The following is a 12,851-nucleotide window of genomic DNA, read 5'->3' as shown; positions in this document are numbered from 1 at the left end:
CGAAGCGGCCGGCGCCGCCCTCACGGTCCGGCGCCGGCGCCGGCCATGCGCACCAGGGCTGCGTGCTCGCGTTCCTTGAAGCGCTGCATCAGCTCGGCAAAAGGCATCGGCCTGCCGAACAGGAAGCCCTGCGCATACTCGACCCCGCGCTCGCGCAGGAAATCGGCCTGGGCCTCGCTTTCGATCCCTTCGGCGATCATGCGCAGGCCCATCGAACGGGCCATGGCGATGATGTGGCCGACGACCAGGCTGATCGGCGCATCGGTGCCGATGGCTTCGATGAAGGAACGGTCGATCTTCAGGAAATCGAGATCGAGCGATTCGAGGTAGGACAGGCTGGAGTAGCCGGTACCGAAGTCGTCGATCGCCACCTCGATGCCGTTTCCGCGCAAGGCCCCGATGGTGTCGCGGGCCGATTCCAGGTCCAGGAAGCCGCGCTCGGTGATTTCCACGATCAGGTTCGACGGCAGGGCGCCGCAGCGCGCCAGCATGGTTCTCAGGTGACCCACGATGTCGGTCGAGTGGATATCCTCGGCCGCCAGGTTGAGCGCGACGTGGAAGGCCGGATGGGTCGACAGGAAATGGCCGGCGTCGCGGGCGACCAGGCGCAACACGCGTTCGGTGATCCTGGTCACCAGTTTCGACTGTTCGGCGACCGGAATGAACAGGTCCGGACCGACCAGGGTGCCGTCGGCGCGGCGCCAGCGCACCAGGGCCTCGGCGCTCACCCATTCGCCGGTCTGCAGGCGCACGATGGGCTGGTAGCACACGAAGAATTCGTCGCGGCGCAAGGCATTGCGCAAGGCGCCCTCCATCGACAGCTGGCGCCGCGCAAGCAGCAGGATCGCCAGCGCCACGATCAGTCCTCCGATCGCGCCGGCCGGGACCATCCGTCGCGCGATGTCGGCGCTGCGCCGGTCGAGTTCGGCGATGGGCGCGGCGGCGACGGCGATGAATTGCGATTGGCGCGAGCGCAGGACCGACACCACGTGGCCCGGGTCCGCGAAAGTGACCGTGTCGCCTTGCCCCAGGTGCGCGAGCCAGGCCGGATCGATCGGGCCGCGCGCGATCCAGACGCGGCGTTCCTCGCCGTGCAGGACGCCCAGCGACACGCCGGGCGTATCGGTCCAGGCGTCGATCGGCAGGTCGCGGTGGACCAGGGCCGCCAGCTGCCCGCGCCGCGCCGCCATCAGCGGCGGCTGGCCCGGCAGGTTGCCCGGCACGTTGGGATAAAAGATGAACCCCGTCGACGACTCGAAGGCTCCCTTGCCCAGCGCGAGCGGCGCGCCGCCCATCGAGGAGCAGACGATCGCGTCATCGCGGACGTAGCCGACCGCCTGCAGATAGCTCGAGCCGAGGTCGATCTGGCGCATCAGGTCCAGGGACGCCGGAGAGCAGGGCGCGAGCCGGGACTGCTCGAGCGCGCGAAAGGCCTTGTTGACCTGCTGCGTGGTACCGTCCATGCGGCGCAGCACGTCGAGCGCGTAGCGCTGCACCTGGTCGGATTCGGCTTCGTAGGCCTGGTGGCGCGCCTCGCGCAGCGCAAGCCACGGCGGCGCCGCCAGCGCGGCCAGCGCTGCCAGTACCGTCAAGGCCAACCCGATGCGTCCGCGCATGCTGTTCCCCAATGGCACAGCGGACGGTCCTTCCCGGCTGCTGCACACAAGCCCGATCAGGCAGTATAACGGCTGCCCGACCCGTTTGGCATGGCGCGCGCCTGGCCGATGCGCGGCGCGCCGCCTGCTTCGAACGGCGAGGTAATCGGCGTAGAATGGACGGGACTATTGCAAAGACAAGGACAATGGACCGCTTCCTCGAAATGAAAGTATTCTCGGCCGTGGTCGAGTCGGGCAGCTTCACCGCAGCGGCCGACGTGCTCGACATGTCGAAGGCGGCGGTGTCGCGCTACGTGGCCGAGCTGGAAGAACGCCTCGGCGTGCGCCTGCTGCACCGGACCACGCGCAAGCTCTCGCCGACGAGCGAAGGCGCCATCTTCCAGGTGCGCTGCCGCGAGCTGCTCGACAACCTGCTCGAGGCCGAGGCCGAGATCACCTCGCGCAGCGGCGAGGCGAGCGGGCTGCTGAAAGTGAACGTCCCGGTCAGCTTCGGCCTGATGCACCTGGCGCCCCTGTGGCCGGCCTTCATGGCGCGGCACCCGAAACTGGCGCTCGACATCAGCCTGTCCGACCGCGTGGTCGACCTGGTCGAGGAGGGCTTCGACGTCGCCGTGCGCATCGGCCAGCTTCCCGCATCCACGCTCATCAGCCGCAAGCTCGCCTCCACGCGCCTGGTCCTGTGCGCCTCGCCCGCCTACCTGGCGCGCCGCGGCGAACCGGCGCGCCCAGCCGACTTGCCGGCGCACGAGGTCATTTCGTACAGCCTGTTCTCGTCCGGCGAGAACTGGAGTTTTACCGGACCCGGGGGCGAGGAAACGGTGCGGGTGCTGCCGCGGGTGCGCACCAACAGCGGCGACACCTGCCGCGCCGCCGCGCTGCAGGACGGGGGCCTCATCCTGCAGCCGACCTTCATCGTCGGGCCGGACCTGGCCGAGGGGACCCTGCGCGAGACGTTGGCCGGCTACCGCTCGCTGGAACTGGGGATCTATGCCGTCTACCCGTCGCGCAAGTTCGTGTCGCCGAAAGTGCGCTTGCTGATCGATTTTCTGGTGGAGGCGTTTGCCGATCCGGCGTGGGACTAAATGCCGGGGCACCTTGAGTTACCGTAGGGTGGGCTCGGGAGCCCACCGTACGTTACCTCGGCGGTAACATGGCAATGATTGTTCCGGATCGAGAGACAGTGTTGTATGGGCGCGCGTATTTATCTCACAGGAGCACGCAATTAAGATGATTCCATGTTGACGCGGCATCCGCCGCCCAGATTAAGAGGACACATCATGCCACCCCTTCCCACCCTGTTCGTTTCGCACGGCTCCCCCATGCTGGCCTTGCAGGACAGCCCGGCACGCCGCTTCCTGCAGCAGCTGGGCCAGGCGCTGCCGCGGCCGCGGGCGATCCTGGTCGTCTCGGCGCACTGGGAAACTGCCGGCGCCCCGGCCGTGAGCCTGGCGCAGCAGCCGGAGACCATCCACGACTTCGGCGGCTTTCCGCGCGCACTGTTCGAGATGCAGTATCCGGCGCAGGGCGCGCCCGAGGCCGCCGAACGCGCCGCGGCGCTGCTCGAAGCGGCGGGCATTGCGGTCGGCCGCAGCAGCACGCGCGGCCTCGACCACGGCGCCTGGGTGCCGCTGCGCCTGATGTATCCTGAGGCCGACATCCCCGTGGCCCAGCTGTCGATCGTGCGCGGCGCCAGCCCGGCGCAGCACGAGGTGATCGGCCGGGCGCTGGCGGCGCTGCGCGAAGAGGGCGTGCTGATCCTCGCCTCGGGTTCGCTGACGCACAACCTCTACGAATTCCGCGGGCAGGGCGTCGACGCGCCGGTGCCGGGATGGGTCAGCGAATTCGGCGCCTGGATGCAGGCGCGCCTGGAAGCCGACGACCGCGCCGCGCTGCTCGACTACCGCCGCGTCGCCCCCTATGCGGCCGAGAACCACCCGACCGACGAGCACCTGCTGCCCCTGTTCGTCGCCATGGGGGCGGCCGGGGAGGGCGCGCACGCGACACAAGTGCACGCGAGCTTCGAACACGGCATCCTTGCAATGGACGCCTACGCTTTCAGCTGAGTAGTACTTTCCACGTCAACCGCACACAAAAAGGAACAATCATGCAAACCACGACTACCGCCACCGCCGACACCCTGCGTTCGAGCGAAGATACCGGCAAGCTGCTCCTGCGTGCCGTGCTCGCCATCCTGCTGCTGTTCCACGGCTTCTCGAAGCTGAGCGGCGGCATCGGCCCCATCGTCGGCATGGTGGAAAAGGCCGGGCTGCCGTCCGTTTTCGCCTACGGGGTCTATATCGGCGAAGTGGTCGCCCCGCTGCTGATCCTGGCGGGCGTGTCCACCCGTCCGGCGGCCCTGGTCGTCGCCTTCAACATGGTCGTGGCGCTGCTGCTGGCGCACACCAGCCAGTTCTTCACGATGGGCGCGACCGGCGGCTGGGCGCTCGAACTGCAGGCCATGTACCTGGCGGGCGCGCTGGCGGTGGCCCTGCTGGGCGCGGGCCGCTACAGCCTGGGCGGCATCAACGGCCGCTTCAACTGAAAACCCGTGGAAAGATGCCCGGACCGGCGTGAGCCGGCCGGGGCCTGCAAGGCGTGCGCGCACAGGGTATGATCATGTTCTCAACCAAACACAGGACCTGATGCCCATGACGACGTCCAGCTATCCCGACACCCGCCTCCTCATCGCCAACGAATGGTGTGAGGCCACCGGCGGCAAGACCATTCCCGTCGTGAACCCGGCCACCGGCCAGCCGATCGGCAATGTCGCCCATGCCTCGATCGCCGACCTCGATCGCGCCCTGGCCGCGGCGCAGAAAGGCTTCGAGACCTGGCGCGCCGTGCCTGCCGCCGAGCGCGCCGCCGTCATGCGCCGCGCCGCCCAGCTGCTGCGCGAACGCGCCGGCGACATCGCCCGCCTGCTGACCCAGGAGCAGGGCAAGCCGCTCGCCGAAGCCAAGGGCGAAGCCCTGGCCGGCGCCGAGATCATCGACTGGTTCGCGGCCGAAGGCATGCGCGTGTACGGCCGCATCGTCCCATCGCGCAATCCGGCTGCCCAGCAGCTGGTGCTGAAGGAACCGGTCGGCCCGGTCGCCGCCTTCACGCCCTGGAACTTCCCGATCAACCAGATCGTCCGCAAACTCGGCGCCGCGCTGGCGACCGGCTGCTCCTTCCTGTGCAAGGCGCCGGAAGAGACCCCGGCTTCGCCCGCCGCGCTGCTGCAGTGTTTCGTGAACGCCGGCATCCCGCCGGGCGTGGTCGGCCTCGTGTTCGGCGACCCGGCCGAAATCTCCGGCTACCTGATCCCGCATCCGGTCATCCGCAAGGTCACCTTCACCGGCTCGACCCCGGTCGGCAAGCAGCTGGCCAGCCTGGCCGGCCTGCACATGAAGCGCGTGACGATGGAGCTGGGCGGCCATGCGCCGGTGATCGTCGCCGAAGACGCGGACGTCGCGCTGGCCGTGAAAGCCGCCGGCGGCGCCAAGTTCCGCAACGCGGGCCAGGTCTGCATCTCGCCGACCCGCTTCCTGGTGCACAACGCGATCAAGGAAGAGTTTACGCGCGCTTTCGTGAAGCACGCCGAAGGCCTGAAGCTGGGCGACGGCCTGGTCGAAGGGACGACCCTCGGCCCGCTGGCCAACGCGCGCCGCCTGACGGCGATGGCGAAGGTGGTCGAGGACGCGCAGAAGCACGGCGCGACCCTGGCGTCGGGCGGCAAGCGGATCGGCGAGACCGGCAACTTCTTCGCGCCGACCATCCTGTCCGACGTGCCTTTGGAAGCGAGCATCTTCAACGACGAGCCCTTCGGTCCGATCGCGGGCATCCGCGGCTTCGACAGCCTGGAAGACGCGATCAGCGAGGCGAACCGCCTGCCTTACGGCCTGGCCGGTTATGCCTTCACGCGCTCGATCAAGAACGCCCAGCTGCTGATGAACCGGGTCGAGGTCGGCATGCTGTGGATTAACCAGCCGGCTACGCCGAGCGCCGAGCTGCCGTTTGGCGGCATCAAGGATTCGGGCTACGGCACCGAAGGCGGTCCGGAAGCGATGGAAGGCTATCTGAACACCAAGGCGGTGTCGATGGTCGGCATCTAAGCGCGCCAGGCTACAAAAAAAAGGCCACCGGCTCACCCCGGTGGCCTTTTTGCATTGACGCAATAGCATTACACTGTCGGCATGATGAATCCGACCGACACCAGTTTCGATCTCGCCGCAAGCGCCCTCAACCTCCTCGACTGCGGCGTGATCGTGCTCGACGCCGAACATCGCATCGTGCTCTGGAACCGCTGGATGGTGAGCCGCTCCGGCCGCTCCGCCGCGCGCGTGCGCGAGCAATCGCTGTTCGCGGTCTTTCCCGAACTGCGCGGCTCGCGTGTGGAAGCAGCCGTGCTGGCCGGGCCGGGCGACGGCAGTACCCGCAAGGTGTCGAACCTCGAGGGCCGCACGCCGTTTCCGCTGCGCGAAGCGGGCAGCTTCGACGGCACCCGCATCGAGCAGGCGATCGCGGTGACGCCCTTCAGGGAGGGCGACGAGCAGCTCTGCCTGATCGAGATCCGCGACGTCAGCGGCACCGTCGACCGCGAGCGCCACCTGCTCGAACACGCCGAATCCCTGCGCGCCCGGTCCTATGTCGACGGCCTGACCGGCATCCACAACCGGCGCTACTTCGACATGACGCTGGAACGCGAACTGCGCCGCGCCCACAGAAACGGCGGCGCGCTTTCGCTGCTGCTGATGGACATCGATTCCTTCAAGGCCTACAACGACCATTTCGGCCACCAGCAGGGCGACGCCTGCCTGATCACGGTGGCGCAGGCGCTGGCCGGCATGCTCAAGCGTCCGGCCGACGTGGCTGCGCGCTACGGCGGCGAGGAGTTCGTGGCCATCCTGCCCGATACCACGCTGGCGCAGGCGGCCGGCGTGGCCGAGGCGATCCGCCTGGATATCGCCGCGCGCGCGCTGGCGCATGCGCCGGCGGCGGTGAAGGACCACGTCACGCTCAGCATCGGCGTGGCCGCCTTCGGCAAGGATGGGCTGAACGAGGCGGCGAGCCTGATCGAGGCGGCCGACCAGGCCTTGTATGCGGCCAAGCGCGGCGGGCGCGACCGGGTGGCGGTGGCGGGCACGCAGTAAAGGCAGGCCCGCCGTGTCGCTGCGATGCTGAGCGCCGGCCGGGACCGGCGTCGTGCTTCGGCCGGTCACCGTTGCTTTCCAGGCCGAACAGGCATGTGAAGCGCCAGAGACTGGATGTATGATGAATTCCCCTACAACCCTGTCCGGGGAAAGTCAACATGGTGCTGCGTTCTGCTCGCAAGCTGCGACGTGGCCTGATCGCGCTCTCGATTGCCCTGCCGGGACTGTACGCCGTGTCGGCAGGGACAGCCATCGTGCAGGATTACCGCTCGACCATCACACAGGCCGAGTCGGACATGCGCAACATCGCCGCCACGCTGCACGAGCATGCGATGCGCACTTTCGGCGAGGCCGATACCCGGCTGCGCGTGGCGATGGCCGAGATCGAGCGGCGCGGTCTGGCGCCCGTGCCGGCGGACGAGCGCGCGCTGCACGACATCCTGGTCGCGGCCGGCGGCGATTCCCCGGTGGCCGGCAGCGCCGGCGTCATGGCGCCCGACGGCGAGATACGCGCCAGCGCCTACGCCTACCCATCCGTTCCGGCCGATGGACGCGACCGCGATTACTACGCCTGGCTGAGCACGCACCGCGAGCGCGGCATGTACCTGTCGCGTTCGGTCCGGTCGCGTTCCAACGCCAGGTGGGTGGTCCCGGTGGCACGCCGGATCGACAATCCGGACGGCTCCCTGAAGATGATCGTCAACTTCGGGGTCGACATGGCCTACTTCGACCGCTTCTACCGCAGCCTGCGCCTCGGCGAGAGCAGCCGCCTGGTCCTGGTACGGCGCGACGGCTGGGTCATCACGGAAACGCCGCTGTCCGCCGGCGTGATGGACCGCAACCTGGCCAGCACCTGGCCCTTCCGCGTGCTCGGCCATGCGCCCGTCGGCGTCTACGAAACCGAGCGCAGCACCATCGACGGCTCCGCGCGCGTGGTCGGCTATGCGAGCCTGGCGCAGTCGCCGATCGTCGCGGTAGCCAGCATCGGGCGCGACGAAGTGCTGCAACCCTGGGTGACGCGCAGCCTGCAGTTCGCCGGCCTCGGCGCGCTGTCGACGGTGATGCTGCTGGCCCTGCTGCGCTTCCTGTGGCTGCGGCTGGCCGACCTCGAAGCGGTCCAGGGCGGCCTGGCCAGGCGCAACCAGGAGCTGGACACCGCGCGCCGCCGTTTCCAGGAACTGGTCGACGGCATCGACGGCATCGTGTGGGAGGCGGCGCTGCCGGATTTCCGCTTCACTTACGTCAGCGGCAACGCCGCCGCCATTTCCGGTTATCCGGCCGAACAATGGATGGCGGAGCCGCAGTTCTGGCGCGAGCGCCTGTGTACCACGCCCGACGGCAAGCGGTCCGAGCCCATGCTGAACCTCGGCGGCCCGCGGCTCATGAAGCCGATCGAGCACCACATCCTGGCGCCGGACGGCAGGGACATTTGGCTTCGGAGCAATATCATGTTGGCCGACAGTCCCGCAGGAGGACTGCACGTGCGCGGGGTCACGACCGACATCACGGCCCACAAGGAATCCGAGCTGCAGCTGTTCGAGGCGATCCACGTCGATCCCCTGACCCGGCTGCCGAGCCGGCGCGCCCTGGCCGACCATCTCGAACACGCCCTGGTGCTGGCCCGGCACAACCGCTCGGTGACGGCAGTAGTCCTGGTCGACGTCGACAACTTCAGTACCGTCAACAATAGCCTCAGCCACGACCTGGGCGACGAGGTGCTGGTTCACGTCGCGCAGCGGCTGAAGGACTGCCTCGATCCGGGCGACATGCTGGCCCGGATGGGCGAAGACGAATTCGCCATCGTCGTCGAGGATGTAGACCGCGTCGGGCTGAAGGTGGAACAGCTCGCCGAACGGATCCAGGCCGCGCTCGAGCGGGCGATCCCGATCGACGGGCGCAAGCTGTATCTCACCGTCAGCATGGGCCTTGCCCTGTCGCCCCAGGATGGGCGCGATTGCCAGACCCTGATGCGCAATGCCGACACCGCCCTGTACCGGGTCAAGGCAGCCGGGCGCAACGGCTGGCAATTCTTCGACAGCTCGATGGCGCGCCAGGTCGAACACCGGCTGGACATGGAAACCGCCCTGCGGCATGCCATCGAACACGAAGAGTTCCGCCTGGAATATCAGCCCCAGCGCTCGCTGGCGGACGGCGGCATTGTCGGCGCCGAAGCGCTGCTGCGCTGGAACCGGCCCGGCGTGGGCATGGTGCCGCCCCAGGAGTTCATCCGCATGGCCGAGGAAAGCGGCTTCATCGTCGGCCTCGGCAATTGGGTGCTGACGGCGGCTTGCTGCCAGGCGGCGGACTGGCGCGCGGCCGGGCTGCACCTGCGCATGGCCGTCAACGTCTCCGTGGTCCAGCTGCACCAGGCGGATTTCGCCGACCAGGTCAGGCACGCGCTCGCCGTATCCGGCCTGCCGGCGCATCTGCTCGAACTGGAGATCACCGAAGGCGCCGTCGTCTCCGACATCCTCGACGCGCTCGACAAGCTCCATCAGCTCAAGGCCATGGGCGTCGAGCTGGCTGTGGACGACTTCGGCACCGGCTACTCGTCGCTGTCCTACCTGAAGCAGATGCCGGTCGACCGCCTGAAGATCGACCAGAGCTTCGTGCGCGACATCCCGCACAACGCCGACGATTGCGCCATCGTGCGCGCGATCCTGGCGATGGCGGCCAACCTGAAGCTCGAAGTCATCGCCGAAGGGGTCGAAACCCAGGAGCAGCTGGAATTCCTGCGGGCCGAAGGTTGCCAGGAAATGCAGGGATTCCTGCTGTCGCCGCCCGTCAGCCCCGATCACTTCGTTGCGCAGTTTCTTGCGGCTTGCCGGGCCGGAACCCGGCGTTTGTCGCCGGTTCCCCGGTCTGAGTCGCCTTGAGGCAGGCGCGTCAGGATGTGAAGCGACGGCGGCGCAGGCGTCCGGCGTAACTGCGCGCAAAACCTTCCAGGACGTGCGCGGGCAACATCTTCACCATGCCATGCAGGATGAGCGGCACCAGCACGAATTCGTCGACGACGCCGATCACGGGCAAGGCGAAATTCAGCGGCTCGACAGCGAACAGCGCCAGGCCAGCCAGTCCGGGCAGCAGCCATGCGGGACGTTTCTCATGCCGGATCGCGAACCATAGCAGGCGCAGGTCCTGGCTGGCGACCACGCGCCACAGTGCAAAGATGCGTTTCAATGCGTTCTCCTCCGTCGCGCGGGACCGTCCCGTGTGCCCTAGATGGGTCGTCAAGGACCGAACGCAATAGGGTATTGAAGAAAGTCGCTTGCGGGCTGAATCGGCGGACGACATTGCAAGGCGCTGGCCGGCGCTAGCTGCCCACCAGGCCGGCGGCAATATTGATCGACATTCCGATGATCGCGGCATTGAAGAAGAAGGCCAACACCGATTGCGCGAGCACCGCCTTGCGGGCAAGCGTCGAATGGATGCTGACATCGGAGGTCTGCGCCGCCACGGCTATCGTGAACGAGAAATACAAAAAGTCCCAATAGCCGGCTTCCAATGTTTCGTCAGGAAATCGAAGCGGCCTGGTGCCCGTATGCGAACGATAGTAGAGATGCGCATAGTGAAAGCTGTAGACCACCGAAACGAGCAGCCACGAGCCGAGCACCGTCGCGCCGGTCAGCCAGTAGTGGGTCATTCGTTGTTGTCCGTTCATGTTTTTCGCCGAGGCCAGCTCGATGACGATCGCAGCAAGGCTGATCATTGCCCCGATCGACGTGACCGACAGCGCGAAGACCGCATTGCCTTCCTCCTGTTCCGCCAGTTTGGTAATCCGGCGCGGGTCGCCGCGCAGCACCACCCAGCTGGTCATGCCCAGATACAGCCAGACGGCGATATTCCAGCCGAGCAGGCACCTGAATGACAGTCCCCACGCATGAGGAAGCAGCGCCCCCGCGATGACGCCTGTCGCGAAGGCGCCCGTCAGGCGTGGATGGGAATGAAAAAGCCGGTGACGATTGCGAAAGTAGGCGGTGGACATGGGCAGGACGATCAGGGAAATGGTATGCGCGCGGTAGAAGCATTTGCCGGCCGCCGGCCGCGCCGAGGCAGCGCTCATCCTCCTCGGCCAGGTGACTGTCGTGCTGCGCGTGGAGCTCTGCAGGTGCCGGCAGGGGATGCGTGCAGCGTGTGATCGCCCTGATTGCGGAACAAGAAAGCCGGCATGACTGAACCGGTCACGCGGCCTCAGGCGCCGCGTGCGGGTAGTTCAGTCATGCCGGCTTGATGGCAGGCGAGCGCCGGTGATTCAAGGCTGGGTAGTGGCGGCCGCGTGCTTCGTTTTTTTGGCCACTACGCTCTTTGCCAGCGGATGGCGCGCCTTGTGCATCGTGTGCTTGACGCGTTTCTTGGCGACCTTGACGTGGGTCTTGGCGACCGTGGCGGTGCCCTGGGTTTCTTGCGTGTCCGCGGCGGGAGTCTGGGCAAAGGCTGCGGTGGCGAACAGACTGACGATCAGGGTTGCGATGGCTTTTTTCATGATGAAGGGTCCTTGGGTTTCGGGTTCGAGTGTCACGTCGTGTTACCTGCTCCAGAAACGCGGACAGGCACGCTCTTGTTGACGCGATTTGCAAAAATTTCCTTCGGCGACAGATTCTGCTGCAAAGGCGCGGCACCTGAATGCCGCGTTTCCTGTTCCGGGCAGCGCCCGGGCTGCGGCCAGCTTACGCCCGGGCCACGCAAGAATTAAGGCACATACTTCCACGCACCCTTTTCGATCTTGACCATCACCTGCGAGCGCTGGTCCAGGCCCTGGTGGTTGGTCGGGCTCATGTTGAAGATGCCGTGCGAGGCAGGCAGGTTCTTGATGCCTTCGAGCGAATCGCGCAGGGCCGCGCGGAATTCCTTGGTGCCCGGTTTGCCCTTCGGCAGCGCGGTCCTGGCCGCTTCCGCCAGCAGCAGCGAGGCGTCCCAGGCGTGGCCGCCGAAGGTCGAGACGCTGTCCTTGCCGAACGCGGCCGCGTACTTGGTGGAATAGGCGAGGGCGCTCTTCTTGACCGGGTTCGAATCCGGCAGCTGGTTCGCCACCAGCACCGGGCCGACCGGCACGAAGGTGCCTTCGCAATCGGCGCCGCAGACGCGCAGGAAGTCGCTGTTGGCCACGCCGTGGGTCTGGTAGATCTTGCCCTTGTAGCCGCGCTCGCGCAGCGCCTTCTGCGGCAGCGCGGCCGGGGTACCGGAGCCGGCAATCAGGATCGCGTCCGGATTGGCCGCCATCAGCTTGAGGACCTGGCCGGTGACCGAGGTGTCGGTGCGGGCGAAGCGCTCGTTGGCGACGACGTTGATCTTGCGGGCCGGCGCGTATTTCGTCGCCTCGCCGTACCAGCCTTCGCCGTAGGCGTCGGAGAAGCCGATGAAGCCCATGGTTTTGACGCCGTTGTTCGACATGTGCGTGGCGATCGCATTGGCCATCTGGCCGTCGTGCTGGGTGGTCTTGAAGACCCAGCGCCGCTTGGCGTCCATCGGTTCGACGATGCGGGCGGCGCCGGCGATCGAGATCATCGGGGTCTCGGTTTCGGCCGCCACTTCCAGCATGGCCAGCGAGGTCGGGGTGATCGAGGAGCCGATCAGGAGGTCGACCTTGTCTTCCGAGACCAGCTTGCGCGCGTTCTTCACCGCCTGGGTCGCGTCCGAGGCGTCGTCCAGCACGATGTATTGCACCTTCTGGCCGGCGATCTCGGCCGGCAGCAGGCCGATCGTGTTCTTTTCCGGGATGCCGAGCGACGCGGCCGGGCCGGTGGTCGAGATCGAGACGCCGACCTTGATCTGGGCGTGGGCGCTGAACGAGGCGCCCAGGGCGGCGAGGGCGAGCACGCCGGAGGCGATGGTGGTGAGGCGGGGAATGCGGGTCATGCCTGTCTCCTGATTATTTTGAAAAGTCGCCGCGGCGGGGCGGCCCTGGACGATAGTATAGGCCGAGCCGCAGGAAAAAATGTCGGTTCCTCAACAGTTTTCGCATATCATTTAACCATGGTGGATGGAAAAATGCTCGCCGCGGCATCCGAAAACGGGCCGCAAGAGCACATCCACACCTGGCCAAATAACGACATTCGACAAGGAGGGCCATACGGGCGGTGTCGATGGGCGGCATGATGAGGAG

The 12,851-nt window shown here is 67.1% G+C and carries 11 protein-coding genes; 6 read left to right on the top strand and 5 right to left on the bottom strand.

Features of this window, described 5'->3' with window-relative positions; genetic code table 11:
• Positions 1-20: 20 nt before the first annotated feature.
• Positions 21-1,616, bottom strand: a complete 1,596-nt coding sequence (locus tag ACI48I_RS17320; RefSeq protein ID WP_498574906.1) for an EAL domain-containing protein — start codon at positions 1,614-1,616, stop codon at positions 21-23.
• A gap of 185 nt (positions 1,617-1,801) precedes the next feature.
• Here ACI48I_RS17320 and ACI48I_RS17315 point away from each other — a divergent pair, with 185 nt between their 5' ends.
• The 6 genes from ACI48I_RS17315 to ACI48I_RS17290 all read left to right on the top strand — a co-directional run bounded on the left by ACI48I_RS17315 (position 1,802) and on the right by ACI48I_RS17290 (position 9,624).
• Positions 1,802-2,698 carry a LysR family transcriptional regulator gene (locus ACI48I_RS17315; protein WP_498574905.1) on the top strand — a complete coding sequence of 299 codons (897 nt, stop codon included), beginning with the start codon at positions 1,802-1,804 and terminating at the stop codon, positions 2,696-2,698.
• A 195-nt stretch (positions 2,699-2,893) separates the two neighbouring features.
• The gene (locus ACI48I_RS17310; protein WP_498574904.1) at positions 2,894-3,679 is read left to right on the top strand and encodes a dioxygenase family protein; all 786 of its coding nucleotides are present in this window, start codon (positions 2,894-2,896) and stop codon (positions 3,677-3,679) included.
• A 41-nt stretch (positions 3,680-3,720) separates the two neighbouring features.
• Complete coding sequence (locus ACI48I_RS17305; protein ID WP_498574903.1) at positions 3,721-4,158, top strand: DoxX family protein; 438 nt, start codon at positions 3,721-3,723, stop codon at positions 4,156-4,158.
• A 106-nt stretch (positions 4,159-4,264) separates the two neighbouring features.
• A complete protein-coding gene (locus tag ACI48I_RS17300; RefSeq protein ID WP_498574902.1) occupies positions 4,265-5,710 on the top strand; it encodes an NAD-dependent succinate-semialdehyde dehydrogenase in 1,446 nt (481 codons plus the stop codon).
• Between the two features lie 81 nt (positions 5,711-5,791).
• Positions 5,792-6,748, top strand: a complete 957-nt coding sequence (locus tag ACI48I_RS17295) for a GGDEF domain-containing protein (RefSeq protein ID WP_193685962.1) — start codon at positions 5,792-5,794, stop codon at positions 6,746-6,748.
• A gap of 158 nt (positions 6,749-6,906) precedes the next feature.
• Entirely contained in the window at positions 6,907-9,624 is a 2,718-nt protein-coding gene (locus ACI48I_RS17290) for a bifunctional diguanylate cyclase/phosphodiesterase (RefSeq protein ID WP_498574901.1), read from the top strand.
• Positions 9,625-9,634: 10 nt separating this feature from the next.
• On the opposite strand, the gene ACI48I_RS17285 is transcribed toward ACI48I_RS17290, so the two are convergent.
• From ACI48I_RS17285 to ACI48I_RS17270, 4 genes are all read right to left on the bottom strand, one after another.
• The gene (locus tag ACI48I_RS17285) at positions 9,635-9,928 is read right to left on the bottom strand and encodes a hypothetical protein (RefSeq protein WP_498574900.1); all 294 of its coding nucleotides are present in this window, start codon (positions 9,926-9,928) and stop codon (positions 9,635-9,637) included.
• A 133-nt stretch (positions 9,929-10,061) separates the two neighbouring features.
• Complete coding sequence (locus ACI48I_RS17280; RefSeq protein ID WP_498574899.1) at positions 10,062-10,811, bottom strand: DUF1345 domain-containing protein; 750 nt, start codon at positions 10,809-10,811, stop codon at positions 10,062-10,064.
• A gap of 189 nt (positions 10,812-11,000) precedes the next feature.
• Complete coding sequence (locus ACI48I_RS17275) at positions 11,001-11,231, bottom strand: hypothetical protein (protein WP_193685959.1); 231 nt, start codon at positions 11,229-11,231, stop codon at positions 11,001-11,003.
• 206 nt (positions 11,232-11,437) lie between these two features.
• Complete coding sequence (locus ACI48I_RS17270) at positions 11,438-12,604, bottom strand: ABC transporter substrate-binding protein (RefSeq protein ID WP_193685958.1); 1,167 nt, start codon at positions 12,602-12,604, stop codon at positions 11,438-11,440.
• Positions 12,605-12,851 lie beyond the last annotated feature (247 nt).

The sequence above is a fragment of the Massilia sp. LXY-5 genome, from assembly GCF_059801075.1.
This window is presented reverse-complemented; position numbering and strand designations above follow the sequence as displayed.

What these genes read in the sequence shown, in the direction of transcription:
- ACI48I_RS17320 (WP_498574906.1), bottom strand. Translation starts at nt 1,616, where the DNA reads ATGCGCGGACGCATCGGGTTGGCCTTGACGGTACTGGCAGCGCTGGCC.
- ACI48I_RS17315 (WP_498574905.1), top strand. Translation starts at nt 1,802, where the DNA reads ATGGACCGCTTCCTCGAAATGAAAGTATTCTCGGCCGTGGTCGAGTCG.
- ACI48I_RS17310 (WP_498574904.1), top strand. Translation starts at nt 2,894, where the DNA reads ATGCCACCCCTTCCCACCCTGTTCGTTTCGCACGGCTCCCCCATGCTG.
- ACI48I_RS17305 (WP_498574903.1), top strand. Translation starts at nt 3,721, where the DNA reads ATGCAAACCACGACTACCGCCACCGCCGACACCCTGCGTTCGAGCGAA.
- ACI48I_RS17300 (WP_498574902.1), top strand. Translation starts at nt 4,265, where the DNA reads ATGACGACGTCCAGCTATCCCGACACCCGCCTCCTCATCGCCAACGAA.
- ACI48I_RS17295 (WP_193685962.1), top strand. Translation starts at nt 5,792, where the DNA reads ATGATGAATCCGACCGACACCAGTTTCGATCTCGCCGCAAGCGCCCTC.
- ACI48I_RS17290 (WP_498574901.1), top strand. Translation starts at nt 6,907, where the DNA reads ATGGTGCTGCGTTCTGCTCGCAAGCTGCGACGTGGCCTGATCGCGCTC.
- ACI48I_RS17280 (WP_498574899.1), bottom strand. Translation starts at nt 10,811, where the DNA reads ATGAGCGCTGCCTCGGCGCGGCCGGCGGCCGGCAAATGCTTCTACCGC.
- ACI48I_RS17275 (WP_193685959.1), bottom strand. Translation starts at nt 11,231, where the DNA reads ATGAAAAAAGCCATCGCAACCCTGATCGTCAGTCTGTTCGCCACCGCA.
- ACI48I_RS17270 (WP_193685958.1), bottom strand. Translation starts at nt 12,604, where the DNA reads ATGACCCGCATTCCCCGCCTCACCACCATCGCCTCCGGCGTGCTCGCC.